The organism is Lentzea californiensis, from assembly GCF_024648825.1.
GTDB classification, from domain to species: domain Bacteria; phylum Actinomycetota; class Actinomycetes; order Mycobacteriales; family Pseudonocardiaceae; genus Lentzea; species Lentzea californiensis.
This window is the reverse complement of sequence record NZ_JANBBE010000016.1, coordinates 17670-36402: the sequence shown is the minus strand read 5'-3', so window position 1 is coordinate 36402 and position 18733 is coordinate 17670. Positions and strand designations below refer to the sequence as shown.

Here is an 18733-nt window from a genome sequence, read left to right as displayed (position 1 = left end):
GCCACCTAGATCAGGGCAGGTTGAGGACGAGCTCGGCCGCCGGGACGCGGGTGCCCGTGTAGAAGGGGATTTCCTCTCGCACGTGCAGCCGCGCCTCGGTGCCGCGCAGGTGCCGCATGAGGTCGACGATGCGGTGCAGTTCGTCGGCCTCGAACGCGAGCAGCCACTCGTAGTCGCCGAGAGCGAACGACGCGACGGTGTTCGCGCGCACGTCCGGGAAGTCGCGGGCCTCCTTGCCGTGGTCCGCCAGCATCTTGCGGCGGTCCTCCTCCGGCAGCAGGTACCACTCGTAGGACCGCACGAACGGGTAGACGCAGATGTACTTGCGCGCCTCTTCACCCGCGAGGAACGCGGGGATGTGGCTGCGGTTGAACTCCGCGGGGCGGTGCAGGGCGACCTGCGACCAGACCGGCGTGGAGACCTTGCCGAGCGGGGTGCGGCGGAAGCCCGTGTAGGCGGCCTGCACCTGCTCGATCTCCTCGGCGTGCCACCAGATCATGAAGTCCGCGTCGGCACGCAGACCGGCCACGTCGTAGACGCCGCGCACGACGACGCCCTTGCCTTCCAACGCGTCCAGGTAGTTCTGGGTCTCACCGGCGGCGGCCGAACGGTCGTCCGGCAGCTTGCCGGGTTCGACCCGGAACACGGACCACATCGTGTAGCGGATGGTGTCGTTGAGCTCGTTGTAGTTCAGGCGCGCCATACGTCCATCTTGGCACGGGCCTCTCAACGGCGAACGCGGCCCAGCAGGTGTGCTGCGACACGGGCGGCGGCCGCGTCGGCGGTCGCGATGCAGGCCGGTACGCCCACTCCGTGCAGGGTGGCGCCCGCGACGGCGAGGCCCGGCACGTCGGCGATGCCGCGTTCGATGGTGTCCACCAGGTCGTTGTGGCCGACGCCGTACTGCGGCAGCCCACCGCCCCAGCGCTGCACCACGTAGTCGATGGGCGCGGCCTTGATCCCCGTCAGCTCGTGCAGGTCGTTGCGCACGGCTTTGACGAGGTCGGCGTCGCTGCGCTGCAGGAGCGCCGTCTCGCCGTGCCGCCCGACCGAACCGCGCAGGATGACAGGTTCGCCGTAGTGCGACCACTTGCGGCTGGAGAACGTGAAGGCCTTGGCGGTGAAGGGGGTGATGCGGTCCGAGTACCGCTCGCCCTCCGCGATCAGGACGCCGGAGCGCTGCGGCAGTTCGGTGCCCGGAGGCAGGGCCAGCGCGACCACGGCCATCGAGGCGACCTCGACCTTGCCGTACGCCGCGGACACCTGCGGGGCGATCTCGTGCAGCAGCTTGCGCGCGGACGGGGCCGGGACCGCGAGGACGACGCCGTCGCACTCCAGGTACTCCGGGGTCGCGGCCGAACCGATCTCGAGCCGCCAGCCGGCGCCGAGCCAGGACAGCACGCGGACCGGTAACCCGAGCCTGACCTCGGGCTTCGCGACCTCGGCGAGACGGTCGGCGAGCGACGACACGCCGTTGGTGAGGCTGGCGAAGACCGGCGGGCGGGCAGCACGGGGCTGTGGTGGCGCGGGCATCATCATCGCGGCGGCCGCGAGCAGTGAGCCGACGCCCTTGTCCAGCAGCGTTGCGATCTGCGGCATCGTGGCGCGCAGGCCCAGCTCGTCCGCGCGACCCGCGTAGACACCGCCCAGCAACGGGCCGACCAGGCGGTCCGCGACCTCCGGGCCGAACCTGTCCTTCATCAGCGCGCCGACCGCGACGTCGCCGCCCCCGAGTTCGACCGGCGGCAGCGTCGGTTCCATCTCGACCCGCAGCGCGCCCTCGGACGACAGCATGTGCCGGACCGTCTCGACGCTCGCCGGAACACCCATGAACGTGTGCGCCGGCAGCTGGTGCGTGCGCCCGGCCGCGTGCACGCTCGCCTTCGCGGCCGTCGGGTGCACGACCTGTCCGGCGAGCCCGACCTCGTTGATCAGCTCCTGCGCCTCGGGCTTGCGGTGCAGGAACGCCTCCGCGCCCACGTCGAACCGCACGCCCGCGAGCTCGGTCGTGCGCAGCTTGCCGCCGAGCCGGTCGGACTGCTCGATCACCGTGATCCGCGCGGCGGGCCCGAGCAGCATCCTCAACCGGTGCGCGGCGGCGAGACCGGAGATGCCTCCCCCGACGACTGCGACGTGTGGCGCTCTTGCCTGCATTACAAGCTGTGGATCAGTTCGACGGTCCGGGTGATGATCTCCGGATCGGTGTCGGGCAGCACGCCGTGACCGAGGTTGAAGATGTGGCCCGCGGCGGCCTTGCCCTCGGCGTGGATGCGGCGCACCTCGCGTTCGACGGCCTCGAAGCCCGCGAAGAACAGCGCCGGGTCGAGGTTGCCCTGCACGACCGGCTTCGGCAACTCGGGGTTCGCCTGCTCGAGGCGCCGCACGGCGACGTCGAGCGGGAGGCGCCAGTCGACACCGACGACGTCCGCGCCGGCCTCGCGCATCGCGGGCAGCAGTTCGCCGGTGCCGACGCCGAAGTGGATCCGCGGGACGGTGGTGATCGTCTCCAGGACGCGCTTCGAGTGCGGCAGCACGAACTCGCGGTAGTCGCACTCGGACAGCGCGCCCGCCCACGAGTCGAACAGCTGGACGGCCTGGACGCCCGCGTCGAGCTGCGCGTGCAGGAACGCCGTCGTGACGCCGGCGATCTTGGCGAGCAGCGCGTGCCACAGCTCCGGGTTGCCGTGCATGAGCGCCTTGGTGCGCTCGTGGTTCTTGCTCGGCCCGCCCTCGACGAGGTAGGAGGCCAGCGTGAACGGCGCTCCGGCGAACCCGATGAGGGCGACTTCCTGCGGGAGTTCCTTGAGCAGCAACCCGATCGCGTCCGCGACCGGCTGGACCTGCTCGGCGTGCAGCTCGGGAAGAGCATTCACGTCCTCGAGCGTCCTGACGGGGTGCGCGACCACGGGACCGGTGCCCGCGACGATGTCGAGGTCGACACCGGCGGCCTTGAGCGGAACGACGATGTCGGAGAAGAGGATCGCGGCGTCGACCCCGTGCCGCCGGACGGGCTGCATGGTGATCTCGCAGACCATCTCGGGGTCCATGCACGCGTCGAGCATCGCGGTGCCCTGGCGGAGCGCCCGGTACTCGGGCAGCGACCGTCCCGCCTGCCTCATGAACCAGACAGGGGTGTGCGACGGGGTGCCGCCACTTGCGGCCACGAGGAGGGGAACTTGAGTGCTCATATCTCTTTCATGGTCCCACGTCTCGGCGTGCCGCCATCACCCGGCCGGATTGCGAGGCATACAGTCAGTTGTGTGACCGAGCCGGAAATCTTCCGCCGGGCGGTGGGGACGCTCAAGTCGGTTCGCCACAGGCCCGAGATCGAACTCACCGAAGTTCGCCCACCGCAGCGGCTCGCTCCGTGGGCGTACGCGCTGACGGCTGAGGTCACCGGCCCGTCGGACGAACTGTCGACCGGAAGGCTCGTGCTGCTGCACGATCCGGACGGCGACGAGGCGTGGGGCGGTGTCCTTCGCGTCGTGGCGTACGTGCGTGTCGAGCTGGACCACGAGCTGGCGTCCGACCCCCTGCTGCCCGAGGTCGGGTGGTCGTGGCTGACCGAGGCGCTGGAGCAGTCCGGCGCCGGGTTCACCGCGCTGGGCGGCACCGTGACGCAGACGTCGTCGGCCCGGTTCGGCGACATAGCGGGTCCCGCGCGCACCGACGACCTGGAGCTGCGTGCGTCGTGGACCGCGCTCGACGGGGAACTCGCCGAGCACGGCACCGCGTTCTACGAGCTGATGGCGACGGCCGTGGGGCTGCCGCCGGTCGGCGTCACCATGTTCGGGCAGCGCTAGTCAGTCGGCGTCGCCCGTCAGTCGGCGTCGCGCAGGACCCTGAGGACGTTCGCGCCCGCGAGCTTGGCGCAGTCGTCCTCGGACCAGCCCTTGTCGAGCAGCGCGCCGAAGAGGTTCGGGTAGGTCGACACGTCCTCGAGCCCCTGCGGCAGCGCCTGGACGCCGTCGTAGTCGCCGCCGACGCCGATGTGGTCGATGCCGACGACCTCGCGCGCGTGCTCGACGTGCGCGACGACGTCGTCGAGCGTCGCGGTCGGCGCCGGGTGGCCGACGACCCACTCCTCGTTGAACGTCTTGCGCTCCCCCATGTCGGCGTGGTTCGCGCCGGCCGCCGTCATGGCGTCACGAAGGGCTGCGTCCCATTCAGCGAACCCAGGTGAGACGAAGCTCGGCACGAATGTGATCATGGCCACACCGCCATTCGCCTTCAACTTGACCAGCACGTCGTCCGGGACGTTGCGCGGGTGGTCCGCGACGTGACGGCACGACGAGTGGCTGAAGATGACGGGCTTGACGCTCGTGTCGAGCGCGGCGTGCATCGTGCTGGGCGCGACGTGGCTCAGGTCGACGAGCATGCCGATGCGGTTCATCTCGCGCACGACGTCGCGGCCGAACTCGGTGAGCCCGCCGTGTTCTGGCTGGTCAGTCGCGCTGTCGGCCCACGGGGTGTTGTCGTTGTGCGTCAGCGTCATGTAGCGGACGCCCAGGCGGCGCAACGCGCGCAGGACACCGAGTGAAGAGTTGATGGAATGTCCGCCCTCGGCCCCGAGGAGGGAGGCGACACGCCCGGAGCGGAAAACTTCTTCGGCCTCGGCGGCGGTCGTCGCGATGCCCAGGTGGCCGGAGTACCGCCCGGCGAGCTCGTAGACCAGCTCGACCTGTTCCAGCACGGCGGTCACCGCTCCGTCGCCCGCCAGCCTGCCGGGGATCCAGACGGACCAGAACTGCATCCCCAGGCCGCCCTCGCGCATTTTCACGAGGTCCGTGTGCAGGCTGGGATGACGTTCCGTGAGATCGATCTTCGCGGCGGTCGTGTAGACGTCCTCGCCCGTTCCGTCGCCGAACTCGCGCAGAGCCCACGGCAGGTCGTTGTGGCCGTCGACGAGGGGAACGCGCCGCAGCAACGCCCGCGCCCGCTCGACACCAGAACTGCTAGGCACAACCAACTCCAAGATGTCGTTCTGAGAGGGGCTCGCGTTACACCCCCTATCTAGTTGTCATCCAATCGTGTGACACATGGGGCCATCTGTCACAACTCAATAGGGATAGATACCCGATTGATCGTCCCGTAGACCCGCATGGGCGGCTACGCTGCCCCAGACGACACCACTTTCGGTCGATCAGTGGCGCGGCTGATTGGACGAAAGTCTCCGGTGCCGGTCGGGGGGCACGACCGACTCCAGGGAGGTAGTGACGTGGCTGCCGTCGGCTTAGGTCAGGCCGTTCGTACCACGCCAGCCGGCTCGTTGCCGGCGAACATGGTCCCGCACCCGCGGGAAGAGCTTTTTTCAGTGCTGGTGGTCGACGACCACCCACTGCTGAGGGAGGCGATATCAGCCCGGCTCACACAAATGGGAGCCGGCACAGTTCATGAGGCCGCTTCGGTGGCGGAGGCTCGGGCGCGGGCACTCGCTACCGGACCATGCGACCTCGCGATCCTCGATCTGGGTCTGCCGGATGGCACCGGCATCGACCTGGTCACGGAACTCCGTGCCCAGGGCTGGCCCCGCATCGTGGTCCTCGCATCCTCCGACGACCCCTACGCGGTCAGGTCGGCCTTCCAGGCGGGCGCCCAGGCGTACCTCCTGAAGTCCGCCTCTCCGATGGTGGTCACCGACGGGGTGCGCAGGGTTCTCGATGGTGGCGTTTACGCAGATCCGAGCGTGGCACCAGTACTCGCAGCGGGTACTCGGGTGCCGGGCACGGACAACACGCCGCGGGAACTCTCCGCGCGTGAGGTCGAGGTGCTCCAGCTGGTCGCCGATGGCCAGAGCAACAAGGAAATCGGCGAGGCTCTGAGCTTGTCCGCGTTGACGGTGAAGTCTCACCTGTCGCGGATCGGCCGGAAGCTGGGCACAGGAGATCGCGCTCAGATGGTCGCGCTGGCAATGCGTGCCGGCGTGATCCGTTAGATACCGGTTTGAAGCACTGAACCGGCCGAGAACACCTGTGAGTGGTGCGATCGTCGTAGGGTCATCCCCTGTGGATGTACCCGCCGACGAGCCAACCGCACCAACCGGACCAGAACCGGTACCGCTGACGGAACCTGCTGATGGGGTCCCGCCCGTGGTCGCCGATCCAGCTGCGCTCCGGCGAGCCGCTGATGCGCTCGCCGGGGCGAAGGGCCCGGTCGCGGTGGACACCGAGCGAGCCTCGGGCTACCGCTACTCACAGCGTGCCTATCTGGTGCAACTGCGCCGGGAAGGCGCCGGCACCTGGTTGGTCGACCCGATCGCCCTTGGCGGACGGCTAGACCCACTGGTGGAGGCGCTCGAGGGCACTGAGTGGGTGTTGCACGCGGCGTCTCAGGACCTGCCGTGCCTCGCCGAACTCGGGCTCCGACCCGGCGTGCTGTTCGACACCGAGCTGGCGGGCAGGCTGGCTGGGTTCGAACGTGTCGCACTGGGCACGCTGGTGGAACGGCTACTCGGTTACAGGCTCGAGAAGGGGCATGGCGCGGCCGACTGGTCGCGCCGGCCCCTTCCTGCCGATTGGCTGACGTATGCCGCTCTCGACGTGGAGCTGCTCGTGCAGCTGCGCGACGTTCTCGAAACAGAGCTGGAGCGCCAGGGCAAACTCGCCTGGGCGCTCGAAGAGTTCGAGGCGGTGCGGACGGCGCCATTGCCGCGCCCCCGCACCGCCCCCTGGCGGCGCACGTCAGGTATCCACCGCGTGCGCAACCAGCGGCAACTGGCCCTCGTGCGCTCGCTGTGGGAAGCCCGGGACACCGTGGCCCGCGAACGCGACATCGCCCCAGGCCGAGTCCTCCCGGACTCCGCGCTCATGGAGGCAGCCGCCCGCAACCCGGCCAACGAGGCCGAACTGCTCGCCCTGCCGGTCTTCCGCGGGCGGTCCCAGCGCCGCATGTCCAGCGTCTGGATGAACGCCCTGCGCAAGGCAGGCGCCCTGCCGAAGTCGGAGCTCCCGGAGCCCGCGGGCCAGCACGACGGCCCGCCCCCGCCCAACCGCTGGGCGGACAAGGACCCGGACGCCGCGGCCCGCCTGGCCGCGACCAGGGCGGCACTGGGAACCATCGCCGAGGCGAACACCCTCCCGGTGGAGAACCTGCTGCTGCCCGACCTCGTGCGCCGCACCTGCTGGCAACCGCCGGCCGACCTCTCCCCCGAATCCGTGGCCACCGTGCTGCGCGACGGAGGGGCCAGGTCGTGGCAGATCGACCTCACGCTGGAAGCCCTCTCCAAGGCGCTGACGGCAACGGCACCGACGCCGTCCGAGTGAGGCCCTCTAACTGATATCCGATATATCAGCTGTCGTGCGTGACCCATTCACGCACGACAGCTGATCTCCATTCCGTCCTCGACGGGAAACGCGACGCTGACGTATCCGTTAGCCGGATCGCGCACGTATTCGAGATAACCGGCCATCGAGTCCTGGTCGATGTCGTCGGCGACGACGAGCGCACCGGGCGCGAGCCGAGACTCCAGATCCCGCAACACCGGCAAGCACAGCTCTTTCCACCCGTCGAGCAGCACCAGCCCGATCGGCCCCGCGATATCCGCCAACGTGCGACGAGCATCGCCGGGCAGGATCGTCACGACTCCACCGAGCCCCGCCTCGTCAAGGTTCCTCCGCGCCGCCTTCGCGACGAAGACCGCCTGACCGGCACCGTCCAAGCGACCATCACCCACGCCGACGAATCGGCCGAGATCGCGTGGGTCGTCGGCACGCCGTGGCAGGGCCGCGGCATCGCCCGCGAAGCCGCGCGAGGTCTCGTCACCTGGCTGGCCACCCAACCGGTCCGCATTGTGATTGCACACGTCCACCCCGACCACCACGCGTCCGCCGCCGTCGCTGCGGCCGCCGGCCTCACCGCCACCGACGAGGTCCACGACGGCGAGACCCGCTGGCTCCTCCGCCTCCCCTGATCCCACCCCTTGCAACGACTCTTTTGCGGGCGAAGTCCAAAGAGTCATTGCTAAGCAGCAGGTCATAACGGTGTTGAACTGATATATCGCTCGCTACTCACTCGGCCATGCGCTCGCCGAGCTGCCGAGCGAGGTCCGCGACCTCGTCGTCGGGCAAGTCGAGGACGCCGCGTGAAGCCTCGAAGACGGCAATCTGCTGATCTTCGTAAGGCACACCGGGCGGCAACGGCGCGAGGTGCCAGTGGACGTGCCGGTTGGCCTGCTGGCTGCCGAGCGACAGGACGTAGAGCCGCTCGACGGGCAGCAACGAACTCAGGGCGGTGCCCGCCCGGTGCACGACGCGTTGGATCGCCGCGTACTCGTCGGGCGTGAAGTCGGTGACGGCGTGCTCGCGGTGGTCGACCGGCGCCACCAGGAAGTGGCCGACTACCGAGGGGAACCTGCTCGCGAAGACGATCGCGGTCTCGTCGCGGTAGGCGACGTGGTGCGGGTAGTCCGGGTTGCCGGCGAGGAGTTCGCAGATGAAGCAGGCCCGGCGGGCGAGCGCAAGGTAGCTGTCGGCGGCCCAGGGCACGCGAGTGGTCATGATCCAGCTGTACTGGACCGCGCTCAGCAGCGCCGCCGGAAGTGTTGACAGTTGCCGTTGCGAAATATCGGGGCGGGTGACGGACATATGCCGCCGAGGAGTTGTCCGTCCCTAGGAGAGGCCTCCCTTGAAACCTCATCTCCCCCTCACCGTGGCCGGCCTCATGCTGGCCACGGCCCTGAGCGGCGCCACCCCCGCCGCCGCGACCACGGCCGGCACCACGACAGGTGCCAGCCGGACGTCCGGCCAGCAGCACTGGATCACCCTCCTCACTGGCGACCAGGTGCTGACCGACGACAAGGGCAAGCCGATCCAGTTCAAGCCCGCACCAGGCCGTGAGCACATCGCGGTCTCCACGAGAGAGGACGGCGCGCACCTCTACGCCGTGCCCGCCGACGTGGAGCCGATGATCACCCAGGGCCGGCTGGACCGGCGCCTGTTCGACCTCGCTCTCCTGAGCAGGCCCGAGTACACCAAGCGCCAGGGTCTCGGCGTGCTCGTGTCGGCAGGGTCCGGTCTGCCGGCCGCGCGGTCGTTCAGCCGCATCGGCGTCGACGCCGTCACGGTGACCGCCGGCAGCGCCCCGGACGTGTGGAAGTCACTGGCCACCGGCCGCGGTGCGCAGACCACGATCTGGCTGGACGCGGTGCGCAAGGCCGCGCTCGACCGCAGCACCGCCCAGATCGGGGCGCCGCAGGCGTGGCAGGCCGGGTTCGACGGCAAGGGCGTGAAGATCGCCGTGCTGGACACCGGCGTCGACAACACGCATCCGGACCTCACCACGCAGGAGATCGCGGAGAAGAACTTCACCGATTCCCCCGACAACCAGGACCGCGTCGGGCACGGCACGCACGTCGCGTCCATCGCGGCCGGTACCGGGGCGAAGTCGGGCGGCGAGTTCAAGGGTGTGGCCCCCGGCGCGCGCATCCTCGACGGCAAGGTGCTCGGCGACGACGGGTCCGGCTACGAGTCGGGGATCCTCGCGGGCATCGAGTGGGCGGTCGAACAGCAGGCGGACGTCGTCAACATGAGCCTCGGCGGCGACGACGGCCCGTTGCTGGACCCGATGGAGATCCTGGTCAACAGGCTCTCGCAGGAGACCGGCACGCTGTTCGTGATCGCGTCGGGCAACGCCGGGCCGAACTCCGTCGGGTCCCCCGGCAGCGCGGACGCCGCTCTCACCGTCGGTGCGGTGGACCGTGACGACAGGCTCGCGAGCTTCTCCAGCACCGGTCCGCGCAACGGTGACGGCGCCATCAAGCCGGACATCACCGCTCCCGGCGTCGGCATCGGCGCCGCGGCGGCGGGCAGGCTCGGCGAAAGCATGCCCAGTCCGGCCGAGGGCTACATCTCGCTGAACGGCACGTCGATGGCCACCCCGCACGTCGCGGGCGCGGCGGCGATCCTGGCGCAGGCGCACCCCGACTGGCGTGGCGACCAGATCAAGGCGGCGCTGATGGCGTCGGCGAAGCCGGGCGCGCACAACCCGTTCGAACAGGGTGCCGGGCGCACGGACGTCGCCCAGGCGATCAAGCAGACGATCTCGTCCGGCTCGGTCTCCTTCGGCACGGCGCTGTGGCCGCACCACGACGACGCCCCGATGACCAAGAACGTCGTCTACCGCAACGAGGGCGACCAGCCGGTCACCCTCACGCTCAAGGTCGACACGGCGGCACCGCAGGGCTTCTTCACGCTCAAGGACACCACTCTGGCCGTGCCCGCACACGGCACGGCCACCACCACTCTGACAGCGGACACGAAGCTCGGCGGTGACGCGTCCGGCACGTTCAGCGCGTACATCAACGCGAGCGGCGGCGGCCAGTCCGTCGTGACCCCTGCGGCCGTGACGCGCGAACCCGAGCGCTACACCATCACGGTCAAGGCGATCGGCCGCGACGGCAAGCCCGCCGCGAACTGGGGCGCGAGCCTGCAGGGCGTGACCGGAGACGCGACGGGTGCCTACGCCGGTCTCGGCACCGGCCTGGAGTCGCTGCGCGTCGCCAAGGGCCGCTACCTGCTCAACGGCCACCAGTGGATCCCCGCCGACCAGCCGAACCCGTACTACAACTGGTTCAACGGCACGAACATCGAGATCGGCGCCGACACCACGATCACGCTCGACGCCCGCCAGGCCAAGCCCGTCGACATCGGACTGCCGGGCAAGCCGGCCGAGCGCCACGCGTACATCCGCGTCGGCCACAAGATGCCGTCGATGGAGTACGGCTTCGGCCTGCTCGGCGTGCCGCTCAGTGTCCTGAGCACCGCGCACGTCGGTCCCGAGGGCAAGTCCGGCGAGATGAACGAACTGGTCATCGCCTCCTACACGGGCGCCGGCCGCGAGGAGTTCCACGTCGTCGACCAGAACACGACGCTCACGAAGTTCTGGACGGGCTACCGCAAGCAGCTGAAGTCCAAGGACCTCGTGACCATCACGGCCTCGGCGGGCGCCACCGCCGAGGGACGCACCGGCTACCTGCACGCGCAGGCCGAGGTCGGTGACAGCCCGCTGTTCGGGGTGGCGTTCGGGTATGCGCTGCCGCACACGCGAAAGCTGAACCTGCACTCCCCCAACAACACCTGGAGCCTCCGCTTCGAACAGGACCACGGCGACGTCTCCGAGGCGTACTGGAACGCCGAGAACGAGCAGTTCAAGCCGGGCCGCACCTACCGGAAGACCTTCAACACCGGCGTCTTCGGCCCGGCGCTCACCGACGAGCGTCGCGTCGGCCTCTACCGCGACGGGGACATCCTCTTCGGCAGCCTGCCGTTCTTCGCGGACGGGCAGGGCCGCTCCGGCGGTTCGGCCGTGGAGTCGGGCTCGACGGTGCTGAAGGTCGGCGGCGAGGTGGTCGACTCGACGGACCGGCCGCTCGACCTGGAGACGTTCTTCTCGATGCCCGCGGCTCCCGGCCGCTACGAGCTGACCACCACGGCGAACCGGTCGGGCGTCGCGGCGATCAGCACCTCGGTCACCACTACGTGGGGCTTCGACTCGGCCACGACCCCGGGCGTCACGCAGGTGCCGTTGTCGATGGTCAGGTTCACGCCGGAGCTCGGCCTCGACGGAACGCTTCCCGCGCACCGGTTCCAGCGGATCCCGCTGACGGTGCAGGGCAAGACGAGGTCGCTGACCGCGCAGGTGTCCTACGACAAGGGCGCGACCTGGCAGAAGGCGCTGGTCTTCGGCGACTCGCTGCTCGTGGTCAACCCGGCCAGGGGCGGCAGCGTCTCGCTGCGGGCCACGGCCGTCGGCAGGGGCGGTGACTCGGTCACCCAGACCGTGATCAACGCCTACCTGACGAAGTAACCCGGAACGGCGATGCGCCCGTGGCAGGGCGCATCGCCGTCGTCCTTCAGCGCTTCGGGAACGCCTCGTCGTAGACGGCCCGCAGCTCGGGCTCGTCGAGTCCGCTGTAGCCGCAGCCCATGACCTGCAGATCGCTCGCCGCGACGAGGTACCTCCGGCCGACCTCGGGCTCGAACCCGGCCAGCACCGGCGCGCCGGTGGCGTTCCTGACCTCGACGAGATCGGCCTCGCCGATCCAGGCGCGGTGGACCTGCAGCGTCACGACACCGCCCTCGAGCCGCAGCACGGTCGCCTCGAACGCCATCTGCGCGCGTTCCCCGAGCACCGCCGCCTCCGGCCTGCGGCACCGGACGTCCGGATCGTCGACACCCTCCGTGAGCACGGCGACCGTGGTCTTGCGGCCTTCAGACGGGGTGGTGGCCGGCGGCGCGGTCTCCGGCGGCGTGCTGGTGACGGTCTGCGGCTGGCCGCTGGCGCTCGGTCGTCCCCCACCGTCATCGGGCAGCCCCGATCCGTTCACCACACCGGTCTCCGGACCGCGCTGCGTCGACGTCGGCAACGCCACGCCCGCTCCCGGTGTCTGCTCGGAACCACCGCTGGTCAGCACCAACATCCCGGCGACCAACGCGATCGCGGCCGCGGCCCCGACCAGCACCGGCAGCCGCCGCGAGGAGAACCGCGGCACCACTGGACTGCCGAGCGCCGCTCCGGCCACCAGCCGCCGCGCCTCGTCATCGGGCAGCGGACGAAGGGAGGCCGCCGGATCGGCACGGCGCATCCGGTCGCGCAGGTCGTCGTCGGTCATGGCCGCTCTCCTTCCGCCTGCTCGTCCAGCAGGGACTTCAACTTCCGGCGTGCCCGGTGCAGCCGGATGCTGACCGCGTTGGCACTCATCCCGACGACCTGGGCGATCTCGGCGGGGCCCAGTTCCTCCCACGCCCAGAGCCGCATCAGTTCGGCGTCCGCGGAGGACAACCGCGCGAGCGCCCTGGCCAGCCCCGGATCCGGGTCGTCCCGTGCCGGCGCGTGCTCGGGCGGTCTCGCGAGCTGCCAGATCCGCACCAGCAACCGGTCCTGCCTGCGCCGCGTGCGGTCCGCGTTGGCGAGACAGTTGCGCGCGACGGCGTACGCCCAGGCGAGCGGTTCGGCCGGCATCTCGTCACGCCGGCGCCACGCAACGAGCAACGTCTCGGACAGCACGTCGTCCGCGGTCGCGGCATCGGTCCGCCGCGCCAGGTACCGGCGCAGCGGCTCGATCAGCTCCTGCGCGACGGCCTCGAAACCCGTCTGGCGCGGTTCCACGTCCACCTGCTCCACCCCGGGTCATGTCCGGCAGGACGCCCGCTCTTTCACCTCGCGCCGAGGCCATTGCAACAGTTCTTTTGCGGACGAAGTCAAAAGAGTCATTGCTAAGGCGCAGGTAGCGGCACGACGAACTGATATATCGGCCGATATATCAGTTGGAAGAGTCAGGATCCGGGCTGCCGCTGAGCGCACCGCGTGACACCTCGGCGTGCGCGAGCCGGCGCACGGCCTTGAGGACGGTGTCGCCGATGAGGGTGCCGATGACCATCGCCTCGATGACGTCGTCGGGCGACGTGTGCTGGATGACGTACTCGAGGTCGGCCTTGGCGATGATCTTCAACCCCTCCAGGTAGGGGTCGAGGAGCTCGTGGATCCGGTCGTGACCGATCGAGCGGGCCGAGGACAACGCGGCCGCGAGCATGAGGGTCACGTTGGACTCGGTGACGTCGATGCACTCGGTTTGACCGTGCCGCGCGAAGAACGCCTGGACGTCCGCGACCGCGAGCGGGTCCAGTTCGGCAGCGCTCGGCTGGCTGATGGCCTCCTGGACGGCGCCGAGCTTGTTGTGCAGCGAATCGTCGCGGGTGTCGATGGCGGCGAGCACCTCGCGCACGGTGGCGATGGACAGGCCTCCCACGTCGACGAGGGCACGGACCAGACGAAGCCGGCGCAGGTGCTCGTCGTCGTAGTGGGCCTGGTTCGGGCTGGTCAGCACGCCGGCGGGCAGCAGTCCCTCGCGCAGGTAGTACTTGATCGTCGGCACCGCGACGCCGCTTCTCTTGGAAAGCTCGCCAACACGCATATGGATAGTGTAGCTTCCGGATAGTAGAGAGTACTGCTATCCATTCAGGGGGTAAAGAGAAATGCTTCGCACATGGCACCGGCCGTTAGTCCTCTTCGGCTGGTCGATGGCGCTGCTGATCCCGGTCTCGCTCGTCGGGCTGCTGCTCGACGACCGGCTCGTGGTCAACTCGCCGATCTGGCTCAAGCCGTTCAAGTTCGCCGTGTCGCTGGCGCTCTACGCGTTCACGCTGGCGTGGCTGCTCACGTACCTGAAGCGGTTCCAGCGCGTCGGCTGGTGGGCCGGCACCGTGCTGGCGGCGGCCGGAGCGGCGGAGATGGTCGTCATCGTCGGCCAGGTCCTGCGCGGCAGGCGCAGTCACTTCAACTTCGAGACGCCGCTCGACGCGATGTTGTTCTCGATCATGGGCGCGACGATCGTCGTGCTGTGGGTGACCCACGCGATCGTGGCCGTCCTGCTGTGGCGTACGAAGATCGAGAACGAAGCCCTGTCGTGGTCGATCCGGCTCGGGCTCGTCATCTCGTTCCTGGGTCTCGGCGTCGGGTTCCTGATGACGCAGCCGAAGCCCGGCCAGGCCCTCGACGGCGGCACCCTCGGCTCGCACACGATCGGCGCGGCCGACGGCGGTGCCTACATGGCGATCACCGGGTGGAGCACCGAGCACGGCGACCTGAGGGTCGGGCACTTCGTCGGCATGCACGCGCTGCAGGTCCTGCCGGTGCTCATCGCTCTTCTCGGCACCCGCGCCACCACGAAGCTCGCCTGGGTCCAAAGCGGGTCGTTCCTGGGGATCTTCCTGCTCGTGACCTGGCAGGCGTTGCGCGGCCAGCCGCTGCTCCAGCCCGATGGCACGACGCTGCTCGCGCTTGCCGGGATCGTCGTCGCGACCGCACTCGGCGTGGTGTGGGCGCGCGCACCGAAGAAGGAGCTCGTGAACGCATGACCGCCATCCTGTTCGACCTGACGTTCCTGCTGATCGCACCGTTCTGGGCGCTCATGATCCTCGCGCCGAAGTGGTCGTGGACGCGGCGGATCGCCGAGTCGTACCTCATCGTGCTGCCGCCGGTCGTGATCTACGTCGTGCTGATGGTCCCCGTCCTGCCGGAGCTGCTGCCGCTGGTCACGAGCCCCGAGATCGGCGCACTGGCCGAGTTCATGAGCACGCCGACGGGCGCCGCGCTGGTCTGGGCGCACATGCTCGCGTGGGACCTGTTCGTCGGGCGCTGGATGTACCTCGAAGGACGCAGGCTCGACGTCCACCCAGTGGTCATGGCACCCGTTCTGGTGATCACGATCCTGCTGGCCCCCGTCGGGTTGCCGCTGTTCCTGATCGTGCGCAAGGTGTGTGACACAAAGAACAGGGGTGCCGCTGTGGTTACTCACCAGTAACTAGGGTTAGAGTTGGCGTTACCGACCGGTAGGGATGTCGCGCAACCCGACCGGTAGTGGACAGAGTTGTCACCACAAGTGGAGGAGACGCCGTGGCCGCACCAGCAGCGCCGGCACGCGTTCGGAACGTGGTCTTCGTCGACGGCGTCCGCACGCCGTTCGGCAAGGCCGGCCCGAAGGGCATTTTCGCCGAGACCCGTGCAGACGACCTCATCGTGAAGGTCATCCGTGAGCTGCTGCGCAGGCACCCCGAGCTGCCGCCGGAGCGGGTCGACGAGGTCGCCATCGCCGCGACCACGCAGATCGGCGACCAGGGCCTCACGCTCGGCCGCACCGCCGCACTGCTCGCGGGCCTGCCGAAGTCGGTCCCCGGCTACTCGATCGACCGCATGTGCGCGGGCGCGATGACCGCCGTGACCACGGCCGCGAGCGGCATCGCGTTCGGCGCCTACGACGTCGCCATCGCGGGCGGTGTCGAGCACATGGGCCGCCACCCGATGGGCGAAGGTGTCGACCCGAACCCGCGCTTCCTGTCGGACAAGATCGTCGACACCAGCGCGCTCGTGATGGGCCAGACCGCCGAGAACCTGCACGACCGGTTCCCGCACATCACCAAGGACCGCACCGACGCCTACGCGGCCGCTTCCCAGGCCAAGTACGCCGACGCGCTCAAGAACGGCAAGATCGGGCCGGAGCTCGTGCCCGTCGCGACCCGCTCCGCGGAGAACGGCTGGGGCCTCGCGACGGCCGACGAGCCGCCGCGTCCGGGCACCACGGTCGAGGACCTGGGCAAGCTCAAGACCCCGTTCCGCCCGCACGGCCGGATCACCGCGGGCAACGCGGCCGGTCTGAACGACGGCGCGACCGGCTGCATCCTCGCCGAGGAGGAGACCGCGCGCGAACTCGGTCTTCCCATCGGCATGCGGATGGTCGGCTACTCGTTCCTGGGTGTCGAGCCCGAGGTCATGGGCATCGGCCCGGTCCCGGCCACCGAGAAGGCCCTCCAGCGCGCCGGTCTGTCCATTGAGGACATCGGCCTGTTCGAGGTCAACGAGGCGTTCGCCATCCAGGTGCTCGCGTTCCTCGACCACTTCGGCATCGCCGACGACGACCCCCGCGTGAACCAGTGGGGCGGCGCGATCGCGACCGGCCACCCGCTGGCTTCCTCGGGCGTGCGCCTCATGACGCAGCTGTCGCGTCAGTTCGCCGAGCGTCCGGACGTCCGTTACGGCCTCACCACCATGTGCATCGGCATCGGCATGGGTGGAACGGTCATCTGGGAGAACCCGAACTGGAGTGGCAAGTGACCATCACCGCTGAGGAAGCAAAGGCGATCTTCCCCGACGAGGTCGTCACCCACGCCAAGACGCGTCTGATCTCCGTGCCCGGCTTGGACAAGCCGGTCGCGTTCATCACGATCGACAACGGCCTGGACCACACCCGCCCGTCGACGTTCGGCCCGCAGTCGCTCGTCTCGCTCGGCGCGGCGTTCGACGAGGCCTACGCGGCTTCTCCGGCCGCCATCGCGGTGACCGGCAAGCCGTTCATCTTCGCCGTCGGCGCGGACCTGACCGCCGTCGAGCAGGCCACGGACCGCTCGCAGGGCGTCACGATCGGCCAGCTCGGCCACGAGGTCTTCAAGAAGTTCACCGACTCGGACATCCCGACCTTCGCCTTCGTCAACGGCGCGGTCATGGGCGGCGGGCTCGAGCTCGCGCTGTCGTGCCACTACCGCACGCTGGCGTCGAACGCGGCCGCGATCGCACTGCCCGAGGTCTTCTTGGGCCTGTTCCCGGGCTGGGGCGGCACGCAGCTGCTGCCGAACCTGATCGGCGCCAACGACGCCGTGACGGTGATCTTCGAGAACGCGCTGAACCAGAACAAGATGCTCAAGCCGAAGGAAGCTCTCGCGCTGGGCATCGCGGACGTGCTGTTCGACTCCGCCGACTACCTGGAGCAGTCGCTGCTGTGGCTGTCCGGCGTCGTGCGCGGCGAGATCTCCGTGCCCCGCAAGGAGATCGACCGCGGTGACGCGTGGGACGCCGCCGTCGCGCGGGCCAAGGGCATCGTGCACGGCAAGACCAAGGGCGCGGCGCCGGGTGCGCAGAAGGCCCTGGAACTGCTGGAGCTGGCGCGCGAGAACGACCTGGAGAAGGGCTACGCCGCCGAGACCGAGGGCCTCGCGGACCTCGTCATGAGCGACGAGCTGCGTGCGGGCCTGTACTCGTTCAACCTGGTGCAGAAGCGCGCGAAGCGTCCGGCCGGCGCGCCGGACAAGTCGCTGGCGCGCAAGGTCACCAAGGTCGGTGTCGTCGGCGCGGGCCTGATGGCCTCGCAGATGGCGCTGCTGTTCATCCGCCGCCTGCACGTGCCGGTCGTGCTGACCGACATCGACCAGGCGCGCGTGGACAAGGGCGTCGGCTACGTCCACAGCGAGATCGACAAGCTGGCGGGCAAGAAGCGGATCTCCCCGGACGAGGCGAACCGCCTGAAGGCGCTGGTCTCCGGCTCGCTCGACAAGTCCGCGTTCTCCGACGCCGACTTCGTGATCGAGGCCGTGTTCGAGGACCTCGCCGTGAAGCAGCAGGTGTTCGCCGAGGTCGAGGAGCACGTCTCCGCCGAGGCGATCCTCGCCACGAACACGTCGTCGCTGTCCATCACGGACATGGCGTCGAAGCTCAAGCACCCCGAGCGGGTCGTGGGCTTCCACTTCTTCAACCCGGTCGCGGTCATGCCGCTGCTGGAGATCGTGCGCGCCGAGCAGACCGACGACGCCACGCTCGCCACGGCGTTCTCGATCGGCAAGCAGCTCAAGAAGTCCTCGGTGCTCGTGAAGGACGCGCCCGCGTTCGTCGTGAACCGCCTGCTGACCCGCTTCATGGGCGAGGTCATCAAGTCGGTCGACGAGGGCACGTCGTTCGAGGTCGCCGACAAGGCCACCGAGCCGCTCGGCCTGCCGATGTCGCCGATGATCCTGCTGCAGCTCGTCGGTTCCGCCGTCGCGCTGCACGTGTCGGAGACGATGCACGGCGCGTTCCCGGACCGCTTCTCGGTGTCGGAGAACATGAAGAAGTTCGTCGCCGCCGGCAAGGGTGCGGTCTGGCAGTGGGACTCCACGGGCAAGCAGACCGTCGACCCCGAGGTCCAGGCACTGTGGGAGTTCGGCTCCTCACCGCTGACGGGTGACGAGGTCAAGACCCGCGCACTGGAGGCGCTTGCCGAGGAGATCCGGCTCATGCTCGACGAGGGCGTGGTCGCGGAGGCGCAGGACATCGACCTGTGCATGCTCCTGGGCGCCGGGTGGCCGTTCTGGCTGGGCGGCATCACGCCGTACCTGGACCGCACCGGCATCTCGGAGAAGGTGACCGGAAAGCGTTTCCTGGCACCGGGTGTGGCCTCCGTGCCTGCCTAGTCCGCTGTGCCAGAAGCCCCCGG

General features: G+C 69.4%; 18 protein-coding genes. 9 read left to right on the top strand and 9 right to left on the bottom strand.

Annotation, left to right across the window (positions count from 1 at the left end; translation table 11 throughout):
* Positions 1-10: 10 nt before the first annotated feature.
* The 3 genes from hemQ to hemE are packed head-to-tail and all read right to left on the bottom strand — an operon-like array spanning position 11 to position 3188.
* A complete protein-coding gene (gene hemQ / locus LX88_RS38365) occupies positions 11-703 on the bottom strand; it encodes a hydrogen peroxide-dependent heme synthase (RefSeq protein ID WP_258952656.1) in 693 nt (230 codons plus the stop codon).
* Positions 704-726: 23 nt separating this feature from the next.
* Positions 727-2154, bottom strand: coding sequence for a protoporphyrinogen oxidase (hemG, locus tag LX88_RS38360; RefSeq protein ID WP_258952655.1), 1428 nt, complete (start codon positions 2152-2154; stop codon positions 727-729).
* Entirely contained in the window at positions 2154-3188 is a 1035-nt protein-coding gene (gene hemE, locus LX88_RS38355; protein WP_258952654.1) for a uroporphyrinogen decarboxylase, read from the bottom strand. Before hemE ends, hemG begins: the two co-directional genes overlap by 1 nt.
* Positions 3189-3260: 72 nt before the next feature.
* Between hemE and LX88_RS38350 the strand changes: the two genes are divergently transcribed.
* Positions 3261-3803 (top strand): DUF3000 domain-containing protein, encoded by a 543-nt coding sequence (locus tag LX88_RS38350; RefSeq protein ID WP_045314992.1) that lies wholly within the window; start codon positions 3261-3263, stop codon positions 3801-3803.
* A 17-nt stretch (positions 3804-3820) separates the two neighbouring features.
* Here LX88_RS38350 and LX88_RS38345 read toward each other — a convergent pair whose 3' ends face one another.
* Complete coding sequence (locus tag LX88_RS38345; RefSeq protein WP_258952653.1) at positions 3821-4963, bottom strand: dipeptidase; 1143 nt, start codon at positions 4961-4963, stop codon at positions 3821-3823.
* 255 nt (positions 4964-5218) lie between these two features.
* On the opposite strand from LX88_RS38345, the gene LX88_RS38340 reads away from it, so the two are divergent.
* The gene (locus LX88_RS38340; RefSeq protein WP_015099292.1) at positions 5219-5935 is read left to right on the top strand and encodes a response regulator; all 717 of its coding nucleotides are present in this window, start codon (positions 5219-5221) and stop codon (positions 5933-5935) included.
* A gap of 70 nt (positions 5936-6005) precedes the next feature.
* Positions 6006-7262 (top strand): HRDC domain-containing protein, encoded by a 1257-nt coding sequence (locus tag LX88_RS38335; RefSeq protein ID WP_258952652.1) that lies wholly within the window; start codon positions 6006-6008, stop codon positions 7260-7262.
* A 47-nt stretch (positions 7263-7309) separates the two neighbouring features.
* Here the strand turns inward: LX88_RS38335 and LX88_RS38330 are convergent, their stop codons facing one another.
* Complete coding sequence (locus tag LX88_RS38330; RefSeq protein WP_258952777.1) at positions 7310-7672, bottom strand: O-methyltransferase; 363 nt, start codon at positions 7670-7672, stop codon at positions 7310-7312.
* Here LX88_RS38330 and LX88_RS38325 point away from each other — a divergent pair.
* Positions 7559-7909 carry a GNAT family N-acetyltransferase gene (locus LX88_RS38325; protein WP_258952776.1) on the top strand — a complete coding sequence of 117 codons (351 nt, stop codon included), beginning with the start codon at positions 7559-7561 and terminating at the stop codon, positions 7907-7909. The two genes, LX88_RS38330 and LX88_RS38325, sit on opposite strands and share 114 nt — an antisense overlap.
* A gap of 97 nt (positions 7910-8006) precedes the next feature.
* Here the strand turns inward: LX88_RS38325 and LX88_RS38320 are convergent, their stop codons facing one another.
* Positions 8007-8495, bottom strand: a complete 489-nt coding sequence (locus LX88_RS38320; protein ID WP_258952651.1) for an HIT family protein — start codon at positions 8493-8495, stop codon at positions 8007-8009.
* A 127-nt stretch (positions 8496-8622) separates the two neighbouring features.
* Between LX88_RS38320 and LX88_RS38315 the strand changes: the two genes are divergently transcribed.
* On the top strand, positions 8623-11802 hold the full coding sequence (locus LX88_RS38315; RefSeq protein ID WP_258952650.1) for a S8 family serine peptidase: 3180 nt from the start codon (positions 8623-8625) through the stop codon (positions 11800-11802).
* A 46-nt stretch (positions 11803-11848) separates the two neighbouring features.
* Here LX88_RS38315 and LX88_RS38310 read toward each other — a convergent pair whose 3' ends face one another.
* The 3 genes from LX88_RS38310 to LX88_RS38300 all read right to left on the bottom strand — a co-directional run bounded on the left by LX88_RS38310 (position 11849) and on the right by LX88_RS38300 (position 13909).
* The gene (locus tag LX88_RS38310; protein WP_258952649.1) at positions 11849-12607 is read right to left on the bottom strand and encodes a hypothetical protein; all 759 of its coding nucleotides are present in this window, start codon (positions 12605-12607) and stop codon (positions 11849-11851) included.
* Complete coding sequence (locus tag LX88_RS38305; RefSeq protein ID WP_258952648.1) at positions 12604-13110, bottom strand: RNA polymerase sigma factor; 507 nt, start codon at positions 13108-13110, stop codon at positions 12604-12606. The genes LX88_RS38310 and LX88_RS38305 overlap by 4 nt, the downstream gene beginning before the upstream one ends.
* Before the next feature lie 148 nt (positions 13111-13258).
* Positions 13259-13909 carry a MerR family transcriptional regulator gene (locus tag LX88_RS38300; protein WP_258952647.1) on the bottom strand — a complete coding sequence of 217 codons (651 nt, stop codon included), beginning with the start codon at positions 13907-13909 and terminating at the stop codon, positions 13259-13261.
* A gap of 61 nt (positions 13910-13970) precedes the next feature.
* Here LX88_RS38300 and LX88_RS38295 point away from each other — a divergent pair, with 61 nt between their 5' ends.
* The 4 genes from LX88_RS38295 to LX88_RS38280 all read left to right on the top strand — a co-directional run bounded on the left by LX88_RS38295 (position 13971) and on the right by LX88_RS38280 (position 18710).
* Positions 13971-14852: a hypothetical protein gene (locus tag LX88_RS38295; RefSeq protein ID WP_258952646.1), complete on the top strand. Its 882-nt coding sequence runs from the start codon at positions 13971-13973 to the stop codon at positions 14850-14852.
* On the top strand, positions 14849-15298 hold the full coding sequence (locus LX88_RS38290) for an ABA4-like family protein (RefSeq protein ID WP_258952645.1): 450 nt from the start codon (positions 14849-14851) through the stop codon (positions 15296-15298). Before LX88_RS38295 ends, LX88_RS38290 begins: the two co-directional genes overlap by 4 nt.
* Positions 15299-15390: 92 nt before the next feature.
* Positions 15391-16605, top strand: coding sequence for a thiolase family protein (locus LX88_RS38285; protein WP_090069237.1), 1215 nt, complete (start codon positions 15391-15393; stop codon positions 16603-16605).
* The gene (locus LX88_RS38280; RefSeq protein ID WP_258952644.1) at positions 16602-18710 is read left to right on the top strand and encodes a 3-hydroxyacyl-CoA dehydrogenase NAD-binding domain-containing protein; all 2109 of its coding nucleotides are present in this window, start codon (positions 16602-16604) and stop codon (positions 18708-18710) included. The genes LX88_RS38285 and LX88_RS38280 overlap by 4 nt, the downstream gene beginning before the upstream one ends.
* Positions 18711-18733 lie beyond the last annotated feature (23 nt).

What these genes read in the sequence shown, in the direction of transcription:
- hemQ (WP_258952656.1), bottom strand. Translation starts at nt 703, where the DNA reads ATGGCGCGCCTGAACTACAACGAGCTCAACGACACCATCCGCTACACG.
- hemG (WP_258952655.1), bottom strand. Translation starts at nt 2,154, where the DNA reads ATGCAGGCAAGAGCGCCACACGTCGCAGTCGTCGGGGGAGGCATCTCC.
- hemE (WP_258952654.1), bottom strand. Translation starts at nt 3,188, where the DNA reads ATGAGCACTCAAGTTCCCCTCCTCGTGGCCGCAAGTGGCGGCACCCCG.
- LX88_RS38320 (WP_258952651.1), bottom strand. Translation starts at nt 8,495, where the DNA reads ATGACCACTCGCGTGCCCTGGGCCGCCGACAGCTACCTTGCGCTCGCC.
- LX88_RS38310 (WP_258952649.1), bottom strand. Translation starts at nt 12,607, where the DNA reads ATGACCGACGACGACCTGCGCGACCGGATGCGCCGTGCCGATCCGGCG.
- LX88_RS38300 (WP_258952647.1), bottom strand. Translation starts at nt 13,909, where the DNA reads ATGCGTGTTGGCGAGCTTTCCAAGAGAAGCGGCGTCGCGGTGCCGACG.
- LX88_RS38295 (WP_258952646.1), top strand. Translation starts at nt 13,971, where the DNA reads ATGCTTCGCACATGGCACCGGCCGTTAGTCCTCTTCGGCTGGTCGATG.
- LX88_RS38290 (WP_258952645.1), top strand. Translation starts at nt 14,849, where the DNA reads ATGACCGCCATCCTGTTCGACCTGACGTTCCTGCTGATCGCACCGTTC.